Source organism: Gemmatimonadaceae bacterium (assembly GCA_036496605.1).
In the GTDB taxonomy this organism is placed as follows: domain Bacteria; phylum Gemmatimonadota; class Gemmatimonadetes; order Gemmatimonadales; family Gemmatimonadaceae; genus AG2.
Genome location: DASXKV010000033.1, coordinates 151,680 through 171,803, shown reverse-complemented (window position 1 = coordinate 171,803; position 20,124 = coordinate 151,680). Strand labels below are relative to the sequence as shown.

Below are 20,124 nucleotides of genomic sequence, written 5' to 3'. Positions count from 1 at the left end.
CCGAACTCTACCCGGTGATTGCAAGCGCCATCAACCCGCCCACCGCGCTGCAGACGAGATTCACAACGTCATTGTCGAGCCATCGAACGCCGCCGACAAATCGCGTCGTCGTCCCACAGTCGTGCATGTCTCGTTCGGTCGCGCAGTCGCAGCGATCACATCGGCGTCGCAGCTGAAGCGTGGCGCCCAGCAGGGAATCGAGCGTCGAACCGACAACTCCGGCGACGAACGCAGCCACGGCAACACGCGTCGGCCATGCGAGCGCCGACGCAGCGAGGGCGACGAACGCAGCACCAGCGAGCGCGGCGATGCTGCCAGCGACAGTAACGCCGCCAGACATTCCAGTTGCTACTTGCGCAAAGCTCAGGATCGAGCGCGGAGAGCCACCGACGAGCGTTCCGATCTCGGTTGCCCACGTATCGCTCGCGGATGCTGCCAATGCGCCGATGCCGACGGCGACCCAATGCGTCGCATGCTCGGGAACGAGGACGGCTAGTGCGGCGGCAATCGCGAACACGGCGCCGTTCGCGAGCACCTGCATCGCGTCGCGCTCCCCGCCTTTCTCGATGACGCTCGTGGTTCGGACGCTTTTTCGATCCGCGCCGAATCGAGACAACGCACTCGACGTACCGAAGTAGAGAATGAGCACCGCAGCCCATTTCCATCCGGCGAGCAATGCGAGCATGCCGACGATTGTTGCCGCGACGGCACCATCGGGGCTGAGTGCCCGAGCGCGCCGTGCGAGCAGCGCGATCGAGAGAGCGATCAGCGTCGCGATAGCTAGTCGTGCGAGGACGCTCACGGCCGACGCCCTACCAGCGGCCCCGTTGGCGCATTAGCTTGGCACTCCCACCTCCGAATTTCGCAAGGCGCTCTTGAAGCATCGCAATGCTCGCCACTGTTGACGCGCTCCTCCCCCTCAGTCTCCTCCAGGCCGTCCGCAACGTCGATACGCCTGCAGACGGGCTGGAGGCCGAATACGTTGACGAGCTTCGCAATAAGCGCCTCGGGTTGAGCGACACGATCTACTCGCAAATCCGCCGGTACAGCGAAGCGGTTCGCCGCCGGCAGCGCACGGCTCAGGATGAAGCTATCGCACTAGCTCGGCTGATCGGGCGTCGTCCGGATGCGGAAGCGGTGTTCCGGGCCGCGGGAAGGATCCTCGCGAAGGAGGCCTATCTCACGGTTTCGACCTTCTCGCGACAGCTCTTGCGGGCGATGCCGACCCTCGTCGCTCGGCCGGTCGCGCTTCGACGGGCGAAGCGGATCTCTTCGCGCTATCTGAGCGGGAACTTGCGGCGCGTGGGCAGCTCGCTTCTTCTCGACGTTCCCCGATCGATCACATTGGGAACGGCTCCCGGAAGTGTCGGCTGCGCGTTCTACGAATCGAGTCTCCGCGAGCTGCTCCGTCTCCTCATCGGCAGCATCGGCGTCGTAGAACACGTGCGATGCGAGGCACGCGGCGAAGGTGGCTGCGAGTGGCGCGCTGACTGGCGCGCGTTCGATCGGTCGCAGGCCGGCGCCGAGGAAGACGAGCAACTTTGAACCCGAGTGATGATATCGCGTGTCGAATGCTAACACCTGATTCACTCGAGACTTTTCAGAAGGCGCTCGCCGAGCAGGGCGTCGACGGTTGGTTGCTCTTCGACTTTCGTGGAGTGAATCCAATCGCGAAGGAGTTGCTGCGCATCCAAGGAATGGCGACGCGACGGCAGCTGGCGTGGATCCCAGTAAAGGGGACACCGATCGCCTTCATGCACGTGATCGAACAGGGACCATGGGCTCACTGGCCGTCTCAGTGGCAACGCGAGACCTATAGCTCCTGGAAATCGCTCGAAGCACTGCTCGCGCGCTACGTGGCCAACAAGCGAGTCGCGATGGAGTACTCGCCAGGCGACGCCGTGCCGTATCTGGACCGCATACCAGCCGGCGTGCTCGAGATGGTCCGCTCGACGGGCGCGGACGTCGTGTCATCGGGCGAGCTCGTCTCACGGTTCTACGCAGTATGGAGCGAGCACGACGTCGAGTCACACCAACGCGCGGCAGAGGTGGTTGCCGGCATCGCTCGTGAGGCGCTCGCGTTGGCGGGGCGACGCGCGCATGCAGGGCACGAGATCACCGAGCACGAGCTGATGCGCTGGATCCTCGAGCAATTTCGCGCGCACGGTCTCTCGACCGATCATGGCCCGAATGTCTCGGTTGGCGAGAACGCGGCGAACCCGCACTACGAGCCGTCGCCAGGACATCCGCGGCCGATTCGCGTCGGTGAGATTTTGCTCATCGACCTCTGGGCGCGCGAGGAGGGTGGTGTCTACGCCGACCAGACGTGGATTGCGTCGGTCGGTGAGCCGAGCGCGGAGGCGAAGCGCATATGGTTGGCCGTGCGCGATGCCCGCGACCGGGCGATCGCCATCGTGCGGGACGCATCGACCCGAGGGACAACGTTGCGCGGCGCTGACGTCGACGACGCCGCTCGGAGCGTGATCGCCGAGCGCGGCTACGGCTCGTACTTCACGCACCGGACGGGCCATTCGATCGACGCCCGCGATCTGCATGGCTCCGGCCCGCACCTCGACAATCTCGAGACACGGGAAGAGCGTTTACTCATCCCGGGCGTCGGCTTCTCGATCGAGCCCGGCGTCTATGTACCGGGCAGGATCGGGATGCGCAGTGAGGTGAATGTCTTTCTGCTGCCGGGTGAGGCGGTGGTAACGCCGAAGGTGTATCAGACGGAGTTAATCGAAGTCTGAGCTGTGCGCTGAGAGGCGGACCGCGTGAACTGACTAAGGGGCGGTTTCCGCACTCTACGCGGTCTTCGCAGTTCCCGCGGACCCGGCCTTCACGATGTCAGAGCCTAAGGACCAGGCGCTAATACACTCCACACCGCGGGATCTTCCTGCCCCAGTCGCCAGAGAGCGATCGTCTCCACTCCCTGCGCTTGCACTTCGCGGATCAACGCGGTGATGAGGCCTGCGTCGCTGACCCACATGTCCCACGCGCCTGGACTCGTCGCGTGAAGCGTTGCCGTGGCGGCGTCGCGCTGGAGCTGAACATTGGCGGTGGCGGCATCGCGCTGCGCGTCGGCGAACGTGACCGCGGCCGCGTGTCCGGTCGCGGGCCAGCGGTAGCCGTACAGCGGCAACGCGGCGACGACATGCTGCGCACCGACTTCCGCCACCCGCAGCGCGGTCGCGCCGCGCACCCAATCCGGCGCGGCAAGGGGACCCGGCGCCGATGTCGTCCAGTGCTGATCGTACAGCATAACGAGTAAATAGTCGGCGGACGGCACGAAGCTCCGCCCTGGAAACGCCGCCGTATCGACGGCCGGAACGGCGACGGCAATCGGCGTCACGCCGCGCCGCCGCGCCGAATCGGCGATGGCGCGCACGACGGTCGACGCAACGTCGCGATCGCCGGGCAGAAATCCCTCGAGATCGATCACGAGTCCGCGATAGTGCGCGTTCGTCGCGCGACGCGCGATGTCGCTCGCGGCCTGTGATAACGCCGACGGATCTGACGCCAGTCGCCGCACGGCATCCGGATGAAACCGGCCGCCGACGGCGTTCGTCACGATCGCCATCAGCCGCATGCCCGAGGGGGCATTTCGCGCAAGCGTGTCACGGAACTCGGCGAACGGTTGTCCCGTGAGACTGTCGAGTTGGATCCACCCAGAGATTACCGCGCCGAGCTGCGTCGCGTGCGACCGAGCGATTGCGCTACTGTTTGCATCCCACGGTACGGTGAACGCCCACACACGAAGACGCGCGACTGCACCGAGCGATCGGGCGGCGCATGCGCCGACCGCGGCGACGAACGCCGCGGCAATCAACAGCCAGCGATTGGTTCTCATGGATGGCACATACACAAAGGGTCGACGAGAGTTGCCCGTCGACCCCGAAAGCTACGTGCCGTTGTCGCGTTATGTGCGCGTATTGCTGATCACGCCACGGTCGCGAACGAGATTGAAGGGGTAGACGATGGTCTCGATTGCGAAGGGTCCCTTCTCGAAGCGCCAATTTCGCACCGAGGTAGTGATGCACATCTCGACTTCGTGGTGACCGGTGCCCGACAGATTCGACGACGAAACCGCCGCTTCTTCGACGCGTCCCGAGGGATCGACAGTAACTTCGACTTCGATCAAACCGCCAAGGCCAGGGTTCACGCGCAGACCTTCGGTCTCGTAACAGCGTTGGATCTCACCGGCGTGACGGAGTGCGACCAGTCGGACGTCTACATCGGGACGGACGCTGTCGGGGACGGTGCGCAGAGGATTGCCCAATGACATTCGGCTCGCGACAGCGAGTGACAGCAACAGAGTCTGCAGCATGTACAGGTGACGAATGGGCGCGCGCGACGGTCACATGGCGCATGCCTTGCCAACTCGGCAGTACGCCCTGCACTCAATTGATACTCCTCGTGCACCAACAACGCATCAGCACGATCCGACGAGCTCGTGCACGTTCTCTCGAAGGCGTTCGGGTGCCCATGCTGCTGCTGGTGGCGGCCCTCGCCTGCTCGGGCGATCCCAGCCACACGGCGCAGGCACGCACGGCAAGCCGGACGTCAGCGGCATCGAGCGATCTGCCAAGCGTAGCGTACAAAGCGGTTGCGCTCGGCAGCATCGGTACGATCGCAGGCACAGTCGAGATCGATGGGAATCCACCACCGGATAGCATCGTTACGCCGACGAAAGACCAGGAGCTTTGCGGGACTGCTTATCCGGACTCGTCGATCGTGTTGCACGGGAAGGCGGTCGCAAACGTCGTGGTCTGGCTGTCCGACGTCGCGGAAGGGAAGTCACTTCCGATCGAGCGACGGACGGAGATCGTCAACGAAGACTGCCGCCTCATTCCGCGTGTACAAGCAGTGGTCGCCGGAACGACGGTAAACGTGCGCAACGAAGACCGGCTCGCGCACACGACGCGCTTTCTGCGCGGCGGCAACGGCGGCGATGCCCTCGCGGTGGTTCCGCTCACGGACGACGGACAAGTCGTGCCTAACGAACATCTGGCGGCGAAAGCTGGTCTGATCACCGCGGTGTGCGCGCAGCACCCGTGGACCCGAGGATTCATCGCGGTGTTCGAGAGTCCCTATTTCGCCGTCACCGACGACGCGGGTACGTTCCGAATCGACTCCGTGCCGCCGGGCAAGTACCGGCTTCTCGTGTGGCACGAGCGCGGCGAGTCTCAGATCGAGCGCGAGGTCGAGGTGTCTGCCGGCGGGACGAGCAGAGTGGATGTGCAGCTGAAGCTGAAGTGAGCCGTCAGGGAGGGGCTAGGGGCCAGGGGCTAGCCAATGCCTAACAACGCTCATCTCGCGGTTCAGAGAATGTCCCTCGCGCACGGCGCTTTCGATTTCGGCGAGAAGTCCTGTCGCGTTGCACTCTGATGAGGTTGGCGCGGCACTCCAGTCGTCGCTGGACCACGATTGGAGTCGGACCCGGCCGTCGGCGGTTGGGCGGTCGATGAGAAAGAGCTTCTCCGGTACGCCGGCGCCACCGCCGACGAGCAGGTCCAACGTATCGCTCACCGCAAGAGCACGCGATCGGCGACCATCGCGCCAAAGAGCAGCGCGAGATAGAGCAATGAGAACTTGTATAATGACCAGGCTGCCGGCATCCACCGCCCGCCGCGCGCGACACGGACGACGCCGAGCAGCAGCGCGCCGTCGAGGAGCACGGCGGAGGTCAGGTACAGCGGGCCGAGGGCGCCGAAGGCCGCCGGCAGGAACGTGAGAGGAATGAGGATGGCTGTGTATGCGAGCATCTGGTGCATTGTCTCGCGCTCACCCCACACGAGCGGTGCCATCGGCACACCAGCGCGATCGTAGTCGCGCTGCTTGAGGAGCGCAAGCGCCCAGAAGTGCGGCGGCGTCCAATAGAAGATGATGAGAAAAAGATAAACAGCGAGCAGGTCAACCCGTCCGGTGACCGCGGCCCAACCGACGAGCGGAGGGAATGCGCCAGCCGCACCGCCGATGACGATGTTCTGCGGCGTGCTGCGTTTGAGCCAGCGCGTGTACACGAAAACGTAGAAATAGAATCCCGCGAGCGCGAGCGCCGCGGTCAACACGTTGGCGAGGTGCGCGAGGAGGTAGGTGGCCGTCGTCGCCAGCAGAATGCCGAAGAACAGCACTTCGCGCGCGGCGAGACGCCCGCTCGGGATCGGGCGAAGACGCGTGCGCGCCATACGCTCGTCGATGTCGCGATCGAGATACATGTTGACCGCGTTCGCGCCGCCCGCCATCAGGTAGCCGCCCACGAATACGACCAGCACGAGGGTCCAGCTCGGCGTCCCAGCGACGAACATCGGTGCGATCGTCGTCACTAACAGCAGCGAGATGATCCGCGGTTTGGTGAGCGCGATGAGATCGCGGGCCAAGGCCCGCGACGTCGACGCAGCCACGTGGGTCATGAGATCAGGCTCCGTGCGGCTTGCGAGTCCGCGGCGCGCGAAGGGATCCTCCTCGCCAAGACGTCGGCGCGCACGGCCGTGCTGTCGCGAGCGATGTGCGCGAGATAAGCGTATGTGAACGTCGCGAGCCAGACGCTCACGCCGATGGCCTCATGGAGCGATCGAAGGAAGGGCGGCAACGTCATGAGTACCATCGACGCTGCCACCGCGAGCTGCAGGATCACGAGACCGAGAGCGACGCTGGCCGCGCGAGCCACCGTTCTCGACTCGTCCCCTCGTCTCGAGAGGCCGGCGACGACACCGATGAGGTGGAGCAGGAGCAATAGCGCGAGGACGCGATGCGTCACCTGGACATGGACCGAGCTCGCGGGCGCATCGACGTCCCGTCCGCATAACGGGAACGACCGGCAGGCGATCGCCGCGCTGGGATACTTCGCCGTGAGGCCGCCGAGCGCGACGGTGAGAAAGGCGAGAACGGCGGCGGCATTTGCAGCACGCGAAACGCGGCCGGACACTCTCTCGAGGCTGACTGTTGCGCCGCCCAGTGCGCCGGCGCGAATCGCTGCCGCGCCGAGCGTTGCGAACAACGTCATCGCGAGCAGCCAGTGCGCGACCGTCGCGTATGGTGTATTCCCGAGTTTGACGGTGACCGCGCCGAGGATCGCTGCCGCGAAAACCGCGACGACGGCGAGGAGCACGGCGCGGAGAACACCACCAGGTCCGCCGACGCATGGCTGGCGCCGCGCGCGCCACGCAACGACCGCGAACGACACAACCGTCAGGACGAGAATGGACGCGAGCAATCGGTGGGTCCACTCGACGACGAGGTCGGGACGGTTCATCGGCGGGAACAGACTGCCGTAACAGAGCGGCCAATGGTCGCCGCAACCCATTCCCGAACCTGAAATGCGGACGATGGCTCCGAATACGAGATGCGTGAACGCAACGAAGAGCGCCGCGTACGAAAACTTTCGCAGAGCAGAAAGAGTATTCATGGGATCATGCGCCGGGGTGAATGCGGCGCCACGTCACGACCAACACGACGGCAAGGCCGATGGCGGGTATGAGTGCCCACGCGAGCTCGATGAATCGTCGCGGCGACGTACGAAGAACGGAGCGCGCGATTGCGATGTGGGCGACGATGCAAACGAAGACAGCGGCCCAGAAGAGCAGCTGTGCGAGAAGAACGGGCACGGTCAACTGATGAGAGAGAACGGCGGAAAGAACTATCGAAAGCTGACGGACGTGCCGGTTTTGGTCAATTATGGAATGCGTCCTTTCGCGAGGGCGGCGCGCGCCCTAGCATACTGACCCATGCGCGAACCCTCCGCGGTCGACCCACCTTCGGTGCTGCCGCGGCGTCTCGGCCTCTGGAGCGCCGTCGCGGTCGTCATTGGCACGACGATCGGCTCCGGCATTTTTCGATCGCCGGCGAGCATCACGAATCGTCTTCCGGGTCCGGCGCCTCTTCTGGCGGTCTGGGTCGTCGGCGGCGCGCTCGCGTTATGCGGGGCGCTCACCCTCGCCGAGGTCGCCGGCGCGTTTCCACACACCGGCGGGATATACGTCTTCATTCGCGAAGCCTGGGGACGACTCGTTGCCTTCCTCTTCGGCTGGGCGGAGCTCGTGATCATCCGCGCCGCGGCGCTCGGCGCGATCGCGATCACGTTCGCCGAGTACCTCATTCGCGTCCTCGGCTACGATCCGACCAAGGCACCGTACGATTCGTACGCTCACTACACGGCGGCGTTGGCGATCATCGTGATGGCCGTCGTGAACATCCTCGGCGTGCGCTTCAGCTCGTGGGTACAGAACGTCACGACGGTCGCGAAGTACGCCGGCCTGCTGTTGATCGTGCTCGTTGCGCTCGCGTTAGGCTTCCCGCGAACCGGGGGCCACTTTACGCCGGCCGCGCCGCCGGGAAGCTTCTCCATCTCAGCGTTCGGTTTGGCGCTCGTCTCCGTACTGTGGGCGTACGACGGCTGGGCCGATCTGAGCTTCATCAGCGGTGAGGTCAAGGATCCGCGGCGCAACTTGCCGCGTGCGCTGATTCTCGGCGCAGTCGCCATCATTGCGATTTATTTGTTCGCCAACATCGGCTATCTCGCAGTCATGCCGGTCGACGAGATCCGCACGTCACGGCTCGTGGCGGCGGATGTCGCGCAACGATTGGTTGGCGCGGCCGGTGTGGTTTTCGTGTCGAGCACGGTGATGTTGTCGACGTTCGGCACGCTCAACGGGTCGATCCTCACGTCGCCGCGAATCTGGTTCGCGATGGCCGACGATGGCCTGTTTTTCCGGCGCGTCGCCGCGGTGCATCCGCGCTTTCAGACGCCCTACGTCGCGATCGCGATCGCGGCGGTGTTGGGCGCCGGCTTCGTGCTCCTGCGAACGTTCGAGCAACTTGCCGACACATTCGTGACGGCGATCATTCCGTTCTACGCGTTAGGCGTCGCCTCGATCTACGTGCTGCGGCGGCGCGCGGATTACGATCCGCCATTCCGCACGCCGGGTTATCCCGTGGTCCCGGCGCTGTTCGTGCTCGCGACGATCTATCTGCTCGCGAACGCCATCATCGATCCGTCGAGTCGCTGGGCGACGTTGGCAGTGATGGGCGTAACGCTGTTGGGCATTCCTGTCTTCTATCTGACCGTTGGACGACGGCCGGCGGCTACGGCAGCGCGCGCCGAATCAGCCGCTGATTAGCGATACTGTCATCCTGAACGAAGCGAAGGGTATGCGTCCGATACAGATTCTGCTTTTCGGCCTCATTGCGTCGTCCGCGACGGCTCAAACGCCAATCGACAGCGGCGTCACGCTCATTCACGCAGGCCGCGTGTACGACAGCGAGCACGCGGTCTTCCTGACGGCGCGCGACATTCTCGTCAAGCGCGGCATGATCGACTCGGTGGCCGAGCACATTGCAGCGCCGGCGGGAGCGAAGGTCGTCGACCTGTCACGATACTCGGTGCTGCCAGGGCTCATCGATTCGCATACGCATCTGCTCTATCTCGAGAGTCCGGCAGGTGAGCTCACGATGCAAGGCGCAGGCGCCGTCATCATGGAGGGCACTCCGCTGCGCGCGCTCCACGGCGCGGCGCGGGCACGCACCTTTCTCGCCGCCGGCATCACCACGGTGCGCGACCTCGGGAACTCCGGTCGTTTCGGTGACATCGCGCTCCGCGATGCCATTCGCGATGGCAGCGTCGACGGGCCGCGAATGGTTGCGGCCGGTCCGGGGTTGAGTCCCGAAGGCGGGCAGTTCCCAGGGCTCCAGAGCAGCTACCGGACGATCGCGGAGGAGGAATACCGGGTCGTGCGCGGTCCGCAGGACGCCGCGTTAGGCGTTCGCGAGAACGTCACGTATGGCGCGGACGTGATCAAGATCTACTCGAACAACACGCCGAACCGAGGCGCGCTCTCCGTCGACGAGATGCGCGCGATCGTCGACGAGGCGCATCGCCTGCACGTGAAGGTCACCGCGCACGCAACGTCGGACGAAGCGGTCTGGCGCGCCGCGACGGCGGGCGTCGATGGCATCGAGCACGCGTATCAGGTCGCGGACTCGACGCTCACGCTCATGAAGCAGAAAGGAATCTTCATGGTGCCGACGGATCTCGACAGTGCGACGATGCTTCGTTACGCGAGCCGCTCGCAAGGCAAGTTCACCGTGACACCCGCGCAGGTGCCGACCTACCTCGCGGGCCAGCGCGACCGACTGCGGCGCGCGATGAAGATCGGCGTCACGATCGCGGCCGGGTCGGACAATTATCTCGATATGGGAATGCCGCAGGGCGAAGCGGCGAAGCACAATCTTTTTGCGTACGCGGAAGGCGGAATGCCGAATCTCAACGTCGTGCAGGCAGCCACATGGAATGCCTCACGATTGCTCGGCCTCGAGAATCGAATCGGTGTCGTGAAGCCCAAGGCTTTTGCCGACATCATCGCGGTGGAAGGCGATCCCGCGACGGACATTCACGCGCTCGAGCGCGTGCGGTTCGTGATGAAACAGGGAACAGTCTATCTGAACAGGATCGGGACGATCCGAGACTAGCCTGTCATCCTGCGCGTCAGAATATCCGCAAGTTGATGTACTTCCGCGGATTCTTCTTGAAGTCGTTCATAAGGGAATCGACGCTGCCGACGAGGTTGCGGACGTCGCGATAGAGCGACGTGTCGGTCAGGAGCCGCCCGGCCGATCCCTCGCCCGTGTTGAGCTTGGAGAGCGCGAAGTTGAGCTGGCGCGACGCACTGTCGAGCGTGCTGGCGAGCTTCGCGAAGTTCTGGCTCGTTGACGAGAAGCTGCGTAGCGTCGAGTCGATGCGCGCCGAGTCGATCGCCGTCGCCGCCCGCCGATACGCGGCGAGCGTCGCCGTGAGATTGCGATTCTGCTCGGCGGCGATCGACTGAAGCTCCGACGCGAGCGACGTCGTGGCGGCGATCGTGCGCCGCAGATCCTTCACACCGCCGGCCTGCACGAGCTCTATATCCATCGCGCGCGTCATCCGCTCGACGTTCATCCCGATCGAGTCCATGCGCGTCATGATCTGCGCGATATCGGGACTGGGTGTGCCCGCCGGCACGGTGTCACCAGGCGCGTAATTCTGCGGGGGCACGGGAAACGTTGGCGTGATGGCGACGGCGACGTCGCCGAAGATGCCGACCGGCTTCACCGTCGCCACCGATCCCTTCGGCACCATCTGATCGTTGTCGACGCGGAAGGTGACGTCGAGATAGCCGTCGCGCCGGAGCTTCACGTCGCTCACGTAGCCCACGTTCACGCCGGCGAGCAGCACGGGCTGCCCCTGCTTCAAACTCTGCCCCCACTGAAATCGCGTGTACAGGGGGTACCCGGTCGACAGTCCGCCGCGCGCGAGCCACAGGGCGCCGACCGCGAGAATCGCGATGGCGATGGTGATAAGTACACCGACGGCCACTTCGTCGCGTCGTCTCATGCTTGAAGGAAAGGTCCGAGCAGAATTGCCGTAATCGCGTCGAGCACCAGAATGACGACGGACGTGATGACCACGGCCCGCGCGGTCGACCGCCCGACGCCCTCGGCGCCCGTCTCCGTGATGTAGCCCTCGTACGAGCAGTTGAAGGCGATTGCCCAGCCGAACAGCATTGCCTTGAGCAAACTATAAAACAGCTGAAAGCCACCATATCCCAGCCGAAGCCCTTCTTTGAAGTCGCTGGGCGGTACTTTCGTGAAGAAAATCGAGATGACGTACGCACTCCCCAGCCCCACGGCATCGGCGAGAATGACCAACGTTGGAAGCATAACGAGCGCCGCCAACAAACGAGGGACGACGAGGTAGGCGATCGGGTCATACGCCAGCGTTTCCAGCGCGTCGATCTGCTCGGTGACGCGCATCGTGCCAATCTCGGCGGTCATTCGCGCACCGACGCGGCCGGTGAGCACGAGTCCCGTGAGGAGAGGGCCCAACTCGAGAATGATCATCAGTCGTGAGGCAAGCCCCACGAGCGACAGCTGAACACCGGGAAAGAGCTGATACCGGATCTGAATGGCGATGACGGCGCCGATGAACGCCGCGACGATGCATGCGAGCGGTACCGAATCGACGCCGATATTGCGCATCTGGCGACTCCACTCGCCAACCCACGTGCCCGGCTCCGCGAGCGCGCGTACGATGTCGCGCAGGAAAAAGCCGCGAAGCCCGACGTGTCGAAAAATGTTGACGAAGCTGCGTGTGACGCGGCGGAAGAAGCGAACTCCCGCGCGCTGCACGACCGGGAACGTTTCCGTCGGCCGTAGATCGGTACCCCGAGGATAAAAAGTGGAACCCACTAGCGGTGCATATCGGTGGGTTCGCTCTGCCTAGCGAGACGTGTCAGCACGCCGAATTCTAGCATAGCGCGGTAGAGGGTGAGCGCGCCAAAGCATGCCCTACGTTCGGACGCGTGCCATCAGCACCAGCCCAATGACCCCGAACAGCACTCCGGGAACCCACGCCGCAAGATCGGGCGGGATGAGTCCTTTGCCGCCAATGGCCTTCGTCAGCTGAATCATCATCAGGAAGATCACGGTCGTGGCGAGGCTGACGCCGATGCCGTACGCAGTGCCACCTCGCTGCGTGCTCGTGGCAAGGGGCGCGCCGAAGAGCGCAATGATGATGCACGTCGCGGGAATCGCGATCTTGAGCGCCCGCTCGACACGCATGAGATTGGCGTCGCTCCCCGAACGCTCCTGTGCACGAATGAAGCGAGTGAGCTCCTCATAGCGCATCTCTTCCGGGCTGCGTGGCTTCGCCATCATCTCGACCGGGTGCTCGGTGAAGCGACGATCACGAAGGCTGTCGAAGCTTACAGCGAAGCTGGCGGGGGTCGTGTCCGGGACCACCTCGAGGTAGCCGACGCCGAGCGTCCAGCCACGCTTCGCGTCATAGCGTGCGGTGCGCGCCGTGAGCACGTAGGTCGGATAGTCCGCGCCCGATCCCTTTCGCTCGATCTGCGCTTGATCCATGGTGCCGTTGTTCGTGTTGAGCGATCCGATCTTGTAAACGCGTCCGTATTCGCCGGCGAACGCGAAGTTATACCGGCTCGTCTGCGTCACCGCGGCCGATTTCTCCTCGAGGAGGTCGGCGCGCTTTTGATTGGTGATCGGAACCACTTCGCCGAGGGCGAGATCCAGGCCACAGGCGATGACGGCGGCCAGCAAGATTGGCGTGATGAGCCGGTAGAAACTGATCCCCGATGCCTTCGCCGCGGTGATCTCCGAATGGCGCGTGAACCCACCAATCGAGAAAACGGTCGCGAAGAGCACGGCCGCCGGCATCACCATGAACATCGAGTCGGGAAGCCAGTAGACGTAGCTGAGTAGGATGTTCTGCCGCGGCAGGTTCCGGCTGAGATACTTGCTCAGATTGTCGGTGAGATCGATGACGATCACCAGCAGCGGAAAACCGAGTGCCGTCGACACAAATATCTTCCAGAATTCGAGAAAGACATAGCGATCCAGCGGCCTAACGAGTCTCACGCGATCCTCCGCCGCTCGAGCGGCAGGCCGATGCGGCGACCAAAGCGAGCGAACCACATGCGCGCCGTTTCGAGCATTTCGCCGAAGTCCCCGCCGCGGCCGGTCGTGGCCTCGCGGCCCATGCGCAGCGTCATCACGAGTCCGACAGCGGTCATGATCACATTCGTTGCCCACATGGCCCAGAAGGGCGAAATGATGCCTCGGTCAGACAGCGCCTCACCGCCGATGAGGCCAACGTAGTACACGGCAAAGATGAACAGGCTGACCCCGATCACCAATCCGACGCCGCCTCGCGGGAAGCGCAACGCGACGGGGGCGCCGACGAGCACGAAGATCAGACAGGCGGCAGCGAGCGAGAACTTCTTCTGAATCTCGACGTCATAACGATTTCGCAGAAGTCGCGACTGATCCGCATTCATCTTCGAGAGATTGAGGCGCTGGTCCGGCGGCAGCCCGCCCATGCCACCAGCCGAGGGCGAAATTCCGGCCGAGGGAGGGAGGGGGCGTGCAGTCGCGGCGGCTGCCGGCGATGGTCCACCTCCGATCAGCCGCCCCACGCCGGCGAGCAGACCGCAGTACGCCCCGCCGACGCCAAAGGGCGTCCCATACTTCACGGCCTTCGGGTGCGGTCCTACCGGCGGCTTCGGACGTGGCACTGCCTTCGCGCTCGTAATATTCGAGGGAGGCGTCGCGGCGAGAATCGAGTCTCGCTCCCACTGCGCCTCGGTGGAATCGAAGCGCGCGCGCTGGAGTCCGGTATCCGCCTTGGCGAGGGCTGCCTGCATCTCGCAGACTGACATCTCGCGGTCGCCCTTCGACACGGTGTCGGCGTCCCCGGTCTCCTGGAACTGCGACGCGACGCCGGCAACGCGCATGAGCTGCCGCATGTAGTAGAGCCGAGTGAGCTGACCCGGCTTGTCGGTCGGAACGGTCTCCATGAGGCCGTGGTAGAGCGTCACGTGGAGGTCGCGCTGATTCGGCGCGAGCTCGATAACGCCACTGTCGCCGGTGATCGTGCGCCGATTCACAGGGTTGGCGACGTCGTAGATCGTGACGTCGCGCATGCGCGAGGAACCTTCGTCGAGATGGCCCGCACGAAGATAGAGCTGGCCTTCCTTGATCGTGTTTAGTACCTGCTCACGAAGCGCGAAGGTCGGCTTCGTGCGGAGTATGTCCATCTGCAAGACCGCGAGCCGATGATTCGCCCTTGGCAAGATCTGGTCGTTGAAGGCGAGCATGACGAGCGCCAGCACGAAGGCGAGGGACAGCGATGGAATGAGCAGCTGCCGCATCGAGACGCCGCCGGCCTTGAGCGCGGTGATCTCGTTCTCCGAGGCGAGCCGGCTGAACGCGTACAGCACGGCAACGAGCACGGCCATCGGGAGGGTCATGGCAACGGTAAAGGGAATCGAAAGAACGAAGAATTCGGCAATCACCTGCCAGCGCAGTCCCTTGCCGACGAGGTTCCCGAATTGTCGCGCGATGTATTGCAGCAACATCAACGACGTGAGCGCCGTCAACGCGAAGGTAAACGGGCCGAGGTGCTCCTTGAGTACGTAACGACTGATTATTTTCACGACGATTCCTGGAGGCGTTCCCGGCGAACTTCAGTATTTCCACAATGTTGGACGCCCGGACGTACCTCTAAGTTCCACAGGCACACGAGCATTGTGCAAGAGACCATGTGAACGGCGGAGACCGCGTGGTGGCGGGAACCGTCTATACTGCGGGTTCCGCCACTCACGCGGCCTCCGCGTCTGAAGCCCATCGGTAACCCGTTGGCATTCAAGCAGTCCTCTAATCGCTCGCACCGTGCAATCATTGCTCCCCTTTCCTGTCGTCGCCTGTTTGTTCTTGTCACTGAGCGCCTGCGACCGCTTTCAACGGCCGCAGACCGCGTTCAGCGGCGACGCGTCGCTCGCGTATGTGAAGACCCAGCTCGACTTTGGGCCGCGCGTTCCAGGGAGTCCCGCACACCGCCGCGCCGGCGACTGGATCATTTCCCAGATGAAGCAGCGCACCGACACCGTTGTGGTGCAGAGCTGGTCGCACGTCACCGCGAGGGGTGATACGCTGCCATTGCGCAACATTCTCGCGCGCATCAATCCCTCGGCGACGCAGCGCGTCCTGTACATCACGCACTGGGACACTCGACCGACAGCGGACGAAGACCCGACCCTCGGCAACCGAGGGTTGCCGATCCCGGGGGCAAATGACGGCGCCTCAGGCGTCGCGCTGTTGATGGGAATCGCGGACGCGCTCAAGAAGACGAAACCGATCTACGGCGTCGACCTGCTGTTCGTCGACGGCGAAGACTATGGCAGCTTCACTGGCTACAACCCGGACAGCGCGCTCACGCAACACTACGACGTGCTCATCGGATCGACCTACTTCGCGAATCACCTGCCCTCCGCCGATTATCGGCCAATCTTTGGACTGCTGTTCGACATGATCGGCGACAAGAGTCTGCAGATCGACCAGGAGTCGAATTCCATCGAAGCCGCGCCCGAGGTGGTGACGCGCGTGTGGTCGACGGCAGCTGATCTGGGATATGGGAAGTACTTTCTCGACGTCAATCGGGGCGGCGTGACCGACGATCACGTACCGTTGCTCAAGCGTGGGCTGCGCGTGATCGAGGTGGGAGACTTCGATTACTGCTCCGACGGCACCGTCGACTGCGAACCCGGTCCGAACAATCTGCATCACACGATGCAAGATACGTTCGACAAGGTGTCGGCGCGCAGCCTGCAGATCGTCGGTGATGTCGCCGTCGCGCTCGTTACTCGTTAGGCTCCTGGCTCCGGCGCGCAGTGCGTCGCGCGCGATTGATACCGCCCGAAACACTTCGATAACGCCGAGCGAAGGCGCTGCGGCTAGTGTTGCGGCATGCCAACGCCCGCCGAAAAGAAAGTACTTCTCTTCCTTGCCAGCGTCGCGCTCCTCGGAGCGTCGGTGCGCGCGCTACGCGCTGTCGGGAGCATCGAGAAGCTGCCACCGCACGACACCCGTGCCCTCGAGACTCAGCTCGTCGCCGTCGACTCGGCTCGGCGAGTCAAGCAGGGCAACGCCAAGACAAACTCCGCCAAGGCGCGCGGCCGCCATCGGCTCCCACCGGACACTTTGCCCGGCAGCGACACCAGCGTCGAACGGCATCTGCCTAACGGCAAAATCCGCGTGGCGTTGCGAACGGGCAGGATCGACGTCGACTTTGCGTCGACGGAGGAGCTCGATGCGCTCCCCGGCGTCGGGCCGGTGCTCGCCCGTCGCATAATTGTCGATCGTGAAAAACACGGTCTTTTTGGCTCGCTCGCGAACTTCCGACGCGTCAAAGGGATCGGACCAGCACTCGCCGCGCGGCTCGATTCACTGGTGACGTTCTCGGGCACTCCGCGTCCTCCAAGTGCTACGCTGACGGACTCTTCGGACACCGAACGCCGACGCGCACAACGTTCTGGCGGCGCGTCCCGAAGGACCCGCGGCGATGCTCGCGTGCCTAACGCTTCCGCGTTCGGGCGCGATTCCTCAGTTCTTCAACGTCCCGCTTTCTCTCGACCTCTTCCCCCGCCCGCGCAATGGCCGCTCCAGTCGTCGCCATCGAGCGAATCGGCGACCTCCTCGTCCGCGAGGGGCTCATCACGCGTGAGCAACTCGCGCGCGCGCTCGAAGAGCAGCGGCAAAACGGCACCCGGGTCGGGTACAATCTCATCAAGCTCGGCTTCATCGAAGAAAACGAGCTGACCAAAATGTTGGCGCGGCAGTACAAGATGCCCGCCATCGATCTCGCGCGCTTCGAAGTCGATCCGAAGATCGCGAAGATGATTCCCACCGAGCTCGCGGTGAAGAACCTCGTCATTCCGCTCAAACGCGACGGTCGCACGCTCACGATCGCGATGGCGGATCCGACGAACCTCGGCGTGCTCGAGGATCTCAAGTTCATCACACGCTACGACATCTTCCCCGTGATCGCGGGCGAGTTCACGCTCCGCAACGTCATCGAGAAGATCTACGGCTCGCAGGACGAGCAGCGCCTGCAAAGCTTGATGGCCGAGATCGCGGACGATGCCGACATCGAGGTCATCGAAGAGCACGACGACGAGGCGACGGCGGCGGACATCGACGACGCACCCGTCGTCAAACTGATCAACGCCATTCTCACCGACGCAGTCAAACGCGGCGCGTCGGATATTCATTTCGAGTGCTTCGAGCACGAGCTCCGCGTCAGGTATCGCATCGACGGTGCATTGAGTGAAGTCATGAAGCCGCCGATGAAGCTCAAGGCGGCGCTGATCTCGCGTTTCAAGATCATGGCGCAGCTGAACATCGCCGAGCGGCGCGTCCCGCAGGATGGACGCATCAAGCTGAAGGTCGGGACGAAGGTCATCGACTACCGCGTCTCGACGCTCCCGACGCTCTTTGGCGAGAAGGTCGTGCTCCGAATTCTCGACAAGGGCAACCTGACGCTCGACCTCGAGAAGTTCGGCATCGAGCCGCGCGCCGAGAAGGATCTCATGGAAGCGGTCATGAACCCGTACGGCATGGTGCTCGTCACCGGTCCAACCGGTTCCGGTAAGACGACGACGCTCTACTCGGCGCTCGCGAAGATCAATCAGATCGACGTGAACATCATGACGGCGGAAGACCCCGTCGAGTACAACATGTTCGGCGTCAATCAGGTTCTGGTGCGCAACGAAGTCGGCATGACGTTCGCCGCGGCGCTGAAAGCGTTCTTGCGTCAGGATCCGAACATCATCATGGTCGGTGAGGTTCGAGATCTCGAAACAGGCGGCATCGCGATCAAGGCCGCGCTCACGGGCCACCTGGTGCTCTCGACGCTGCACACGAACTCTGCGCCGGAGACGGTGACGCGCTTGCTCGACATGGGACTCGAGCCCTTCAACGTCGCGTCGGCGCTCAACCTCGTGCTCGCACAACGACTCCTGCGCCGCATCTGCAACAATTGCCGCACGCAGTATGAGCCGACCGACGAAGAGCTTGCCGGCGCGAAAGTGACGCGCGAGACGACGCTCAGAGATCTGCGCTTCACCAACGAAGCGATCGCCAGCGCGAAGGCGAAGGCGACGAAGGAAGCGCAGGGCATTCTCGCGTACGCTTCGCTCGATACGACAGTCGGTGAGCTTGGCTTCTTCAAGGGCACGGGGTGCGACACGTGTGCCGGCACGGGCCTGAAGGGACGCCAGGGCGTGTACGAGGTGATGCCGATGAGTCAGAAGATTCGCCGGATGATCATCATGAACGCCGGCGCCGCCGAGATTCGCGACGGTGCGATCGAAGAGGGAATGCTCACGCTCCGCATGGACGCGTGGATGAAGGTGATTAAAGGAATTACCACCGTAGAGCAGATGATCCGAGAAACGGCCGCGTGATGGTGGCTGGTAATTGGTGACTGGTGATCGGTCGACACCGGCAACACCAACCACCAACCATCAACCACCAACCACAGAGATCAATGACCGCTCCAAACACCGGACCCTCCAGCCTCAACCTCCGCGTCCTGCTCGAAGAAATGATCGAGCGGGGCGCGTCCGACCTGCACATCACCGCAGGCGAGCGGCCGAAGGTGCGCGTCGACGGCGAAATCACGAATTCGAACGTCGACATCGTACTGCAACCGAAGGATTGCATGCAGCTCGCGTACTCGGTGCTGACGGAGAATCAGAAGAAGAAGTTCGAGATGGAGGACGAGCTCGACTTCTCGTTCGGCATTCAGAACCTCGCGCGCTTCCGCGGCAACGTCTTCAAGCAACGTGGATGCGTATCGATGGTGATTCGACAGATCCCTTTCCAGATCCGGACCTTCGAGGAGCTTGGACTGTCGAAGGTGCTGGCCGATATGTCAGACAAGCCGCGCGGACTGATCCTCGTTACGGGTCCCACCGGCTCGGGAAAATCGACCACGCTCGCGGCGATGATCGACCGCATCAACCGGCAAGAGAAGGGGCACATCATCACGATCGAGGACCCGATCGAGTTCATCCATCGACATCAGCAGTGCATTGTCAATCAACGGGAAGTCGGCAGCGACACGAAGAGCTTCGGGGCCTCCCTGAAGTACGCGCTGCGTCAGGATCCCGACGTCGTGCTCATCGGCGAAATGCGAGACCTGGAGACCATCCAGGCGGGCCTAACGATCGCCGAAACCGGTCACCTCGCGTTCGCGACGCTCCACACCAACTCGGCGGCGGAAGCGATCAACCGTATCATCGACGTCTTCCCGTCCTATCAGCAGGGTCAGGTGCGCGCGCAGTTGGCGTTCTGTCTCGAGGGCATCATCACGCAGACGCTCTTGCCGAAGGCGAAAGGTCGCGGGCGGTCGATGGCGGCGGAGATCCTCGTCTGCACGCCCGCCATTCGCGCACTGATCCGTGAGGACAAGATCCACCAGATCTACTCGATGATGCAGTCGGGAAAGAAGTACGGCATGCAGACGATGAACGATGCGCTGTATCAGCTCTACATGTCGCGCGAAGTGGCGTGGGAAGAAGTGATCCGCGCGTCGCACGATCCGATCGAGCTGGCGCGTATGTGCAATATGCAAATCGAGGGCTTCGACGACGATCAGCCCAAGAAGGCCGCTGCGGGTGGTGGGAAGCCGTTAGGACTGAAGCGGTGATTGATGGCTGGTGATTAGTGGTTGGTGAAGAAGGAAGGCCGGCGCCGCGCGCGGCAAGTCCGAACTCACCAATCACAAACCAC

The 20,124-nt window shown here is 63.5% G+C and carries 20 protein-coding genes; 8 read left to right on the top strand and 12 right to left on the bottom strand.

The genetic code is table 11. From position 1 onward, the window contains the following. Positions 1-7 precede the first annotated feature (7 nt). Positions 8-802 carry a DUF92 domain-containing protein gene (locus VGH98_12760; GenBank protein ID HEY2376841.1) on the bottom strand — a complete coding sequence of 265 codons (795 nt, stop codon included), beginning with the start codon at positions 800-802 and terminating at the stop codon, positions 8-10. 86 nt (positions 803-888) lie between these two features. Between VGH98_12760 and VGH98_12755 the strand changes: the two genes are divergently transcribed. Together VGH98_12755 and VGH98_12750 are read left to right on the top strand one after the other, a co-directional pair. Then, entirely contained in the window at positions 889-1,545 is a 657-nt protein-coding gene (locus tag VGH98_12755) for a hypothetical protein (GenBank protein ID HEY2376840.1), read from the top strand. Between the two features lie 26 nt (positions 1,546-1,571). After that, positions 1,572-2,750 carry a Xaa-Pro peptidase family protein gene (locus VGH98_12750; GenBank protein ID HEY2376839.1) on the top strand — a complete coding sequence of 393 codons (1,179 nt, stop codon included), beginning with the start codon at positions 1,572-1,574 and terminating at the stop codon, positions 2,748-2,750. Positions 2,751-2,854: 104 nt separating this feature from the next. On the opposite strand, the gene VGH98_12745 is transcribed toward VGH98_12750, so the two are convergent. Next, a complete protein-coding gene (locus VGH98_12745) occupies positions 2,855-3,850 on the bottom strand; it encodes a hypothetical protein (protein ID HEY2376838.1) in 996 nt (331 codons plus the stop codon). 69 nt (positions 3,851-3,919) lie between these two features. Continuing rightward, the gene (locus VGH98_12740; GenBank protein ID HEY2376837.1) at positions 3,920-4,327 is read right to left on the bottom strand and encodes an AgmX/PglI C-terminal domain-containing protein; all 408 of its coding nucleotides are present in this window, start codon (positions 4,325-4,327) and stop codon (positions 3,920-3,922) included. Positions 4,328-4,485: 158 nt separating this feature from the next. On the opposite strand from VGH98_12740, the gene VGH98_12735 reads away from it, so the two are divergent. Continuing rightward, positions 4,486-5,259 (top strand): carboxypeptidase regulatory-like domain-containing protein, encoded by a 774-nt coding sequence (locus VGH98_12735; GenBank protein ID HEY2376836.1) that lies wholly within the window; start codon positions 4,486-4,488, stop codon positions 5,257-5,259. 15 nt (positions 5,260-5,274) lie between these two features. Here the strand turns inward: VGH98_12735 and VGH98_12730 are convergent, their stop codons facing one another. From VGH98_12730 to VGH98_12715, 4 genes are read right to left on the bottom strand one after another with little or no spacing between them, the layout of a single operon-like run. Next, on the bottom strand, positions 5,275-5,529 hold the full coding sequence (locus VGH98_12730; protein ID HEY2376835.1) for a hypothetical protein: 255 nt from the start codon (positions 5,527-5,529) through the stop codon (positions 5,275-5,277). Then, on the bottom strand, positions 5,526-6,413 hold the full coding sequence (locus VGH98_12725; protein ID HEY2376834.1) for a heme o synthase: 888 nt from the start codon (positions 6,411-6,413) through the stop codon (positions 5,526-5,528). The genes VGH98_12730 and VGH98_12725 overlap by 4 nt, the downstream gene beginning before the upstream one ends. Beyond that, the gene (locus VGH98_12720; GenBank protein HEY2376833.1) at positions 6,410-7,408 is read right to left on the bottom strand and encodes a COX15/CtaA family protein; all 999 of its coding nucleotides are present in this window, start codon (positions 7,406-7,408) and stop codon (positions 6,410-6,412) included. Before VGH98_12720 ends, VGH98_12725 begins: the two co-directional genes overlap by 4 nt. A gap of 4 nt (positions 7,409-7,412) precedes the next feature. Next, positions 7,413-7,607, bottom strand: coding sequence for a hypothetical protein (locus VGH98_12715; protein ID HEY2376832.1), 195 nt, complete (start codon positions 7,605-7,607; stop codon positions 7,413-7,415). Between the two features lie 120 nt (positions 7,608-7,727). Here VGH98_12715 and VGH98_12710 point away from each other — a divergent pair, with 120 nt between their 5' ends. Together VGH98_12710 and VGH98_12705 are read left to right on the top strand one after the other, a co-directional pair. Then, a complete protein-coding gene (locus VGH98_12710; protein HEY2376831.1) occupies positions 7,728-9,119 on the top strand; it encodes an amino acid permease in 1,392 nt (463 codons plus the stop codon). A gap of 31 nt (positions 9,120-9,150) precedes the next feature. Further along, positions 9,151-10,467 (top strand): amidohydrolase family protein, encoded by a 1,317-nt coding sequence (locus VGH98_12705; protein ID HEY2376830.1) that lies wholly within the window; start codon positions 9,151-9,153, stop codon positions 10,465-10,467. Positions 10,468-10,483: 16 nt separating this feature from the next. On the opposite strand, the gene VGH98_12700 is transcribed toward VGH98_12705, so the two are convergent. The 4 genes from VGH98_12700 to VGH98_12685 form a co-directional block, all read right to left on the bottom strand. Further along, positions 10,484-11,368, bottom strand: coding sequence for an MlaD family protein (locus VGH98_12700; GenBank protein ID HEY2376829.1), 885 nt, complete (start codon positions 11,366-11,368; stop codon positions 10,484-10,486). Then, on the bottom strand, positions 11,365-12,222 hold the full coding sequence (locus tag VGH98_12695; protein HEY2376828.1) for an ABC transporter permease: 858 nt from the start codon (positions 12,220-12,222) through the stop codon (positions 11,365-11,367). The genes VGH98_12700 and VGH98_12695 overlap by 4 nt, the downstream gene beginning before the upstream one ends. A 99-nt stretch (positions 12,223-12,321) precedes the next feature. Further along, positions 12,322-13,410 (bottom strand): LptF/LptG family permease, encoded by a 1,089-nt coding sequence (locus VGH98_12690; protein HEY2376827.1) that lies wholly within the window; start codon positions 13,408-13,410, stop codon positions 12,322-12,324. Beyond that, positions 13,407-14,987 carry an LptF/LptG family permease gene (locus VGH98_12685; GenBank protein HEY2376826.1) on the bottom strand — a complete coding sequence of 527 codons (1,581 nt, stop codon included), beginning with the start codon at positions 14,985-14,987 and terminating at the stop codon, positions 13,407-13,409. Before VGH98_12685 ends, VGH98_12690 begins: the two co-directional genes overlap by 4 nt. 235 nt (positions 14,988-15,222) lie before the next feature. On the opposite strand from VGH98_12685, the gene VGH98_12680 reads away from it, so the two are divergent. After that, positions 15,223-16,200, top strand: a complete 978-nt coding sequence (locus tag VGH98_12680; GenBank protein HEY2376825.1) for a M28 family peptidase — start codon at positions 15,223-15,225, stop codon at positions 16,198-16,200. A gap of 171 nt (positions 16,201-16,371) precedes the next feature. Here VGH98_12680 and VGH98_12675 read toward each other — a convergent pair whose 3' ends face one another. After that, entirely contained in the window at positions 16,372-16,701 is a 330-nt protein-coding gene (locus VGH98_12675) for a hypothetical protein (GenBank protein HEY2376824.1), read from the bottom strand. Between the two features lie 281 nt (positions 16,702-16,982). Here VGH98_12675 and VGH98_12670 point away from each other — a divergent pair, with 281 nt between their 5' ends. Together VGH98_12670 and VGH98_12665 are read left to right on the top strand one after the other, a co-directional pair. After that, positions 16,983-18,794 carry an ATPase, T2SS/T4P/T4SS family gene (locus VGH98_12670; protein ID HEY2376823.1) on the top strand — a complete coding sequence of 604 codons (1,812 nt, stop codon included), beginning with the start codon at positions 16,983-16,985 and terminating at the stop codon, positions 18,792-18,794. A gap of 83 nt (positions 18,795-18,877) precedes the next feature. Then, on the top strand, positions 18,878-20,041 hold the full coding sequence (locus tag VGH98_12665; protein HEY2376822.1) for a type IV pilus twitching motility protein PilT: 1,164 nt from the start codon (positions 18,878-18,880) through the stop codon (positions 20,039-20,041). Positions 20,042-20,124 lie beyond the last annotated feature (83 nt).

Coding starts and splice junctions, on each gene's coding strand:
- VGH98_12705 (HEY2376830.1), top strand. CDS start 9,151: ATGCGTCCGATACAGATTCTGCTTTTCGGCCTCATTGCGTCGTCCGCG.
- VGH98_12720 (HEY2376833.1), bottom strand. CDS start 7,408: ATGAATACTCTTTCTGCTCTGCGAAAGTTTTCGTACGCGGCGCTCTTC.
- VGH98_12755 (HEY2376840.1), top strand. CDS start 889: ATGCTCGCCACTGTTGACGCGCTCCTCCCCCTCAGTCTCCTCCAGGCC.
- VGH98_12710 (HEY2376831.1), top strand. CDS start 7,728: ATGCGCGAACCCTCCGCGGTCGACCCACCTTCGGTGCTGCCGCGGCGT.
- VGH98_12725 (HEY2376834.1), bottom strand. CDS start 6,413: ATGACCCACGTGGCTGCGTCGACGTCGCGGGCCTTGGCCCGCGATCTC.
- VGH98_12700 (HEY2376829.1), bottom strand. CDS start 11,368: ATGAGACGACGCGACGAAGTGGCCGTCGGTGTACTTATCACCATCGCC.
- VGH98_12670 (HEY2376823.1), top strand. CDS start 16,983: ATGGCCGCTCCAGTCGTCGCCATCGAGCGAATCGGCGACCTCCTCGTC.
- VGH98_12665 (HEY2376822.1), top strand. CDS start 18,878: ATGACCGCTCCAAACACCGGACCCTCCAGCCTCAACCTCCGCGTCCTG.
- VGH98_12745 (HEY2376838.1), bottom strand. CDS start 3,850: ATGAGAACCAATCGCTGGCTGTTGATTGCCGCGGCGTTCGTCGCCGCG.
- VGH98_12740 (HEY2376837.1), bottom strand. CDS start 4,327: ATGCTGCAGACTCTGTTGCTGTCACTCGCTGTCGCGAGCCGAATGTCA.
- VGH98_12750 (HEY2376839.1), top strand. CDS start 1,572: ATGCTAACACCTGATTCACTCGAGACTTTTCAGAAGGCGCTCGCCGAG.
- VGH98_12735 (HEY2376836.1), top strand. CDS start 4,486: ATGCTGCTGCTGGTGGCGGCCCTCGCCTGCTCGGGCGATCCCAGCCAC.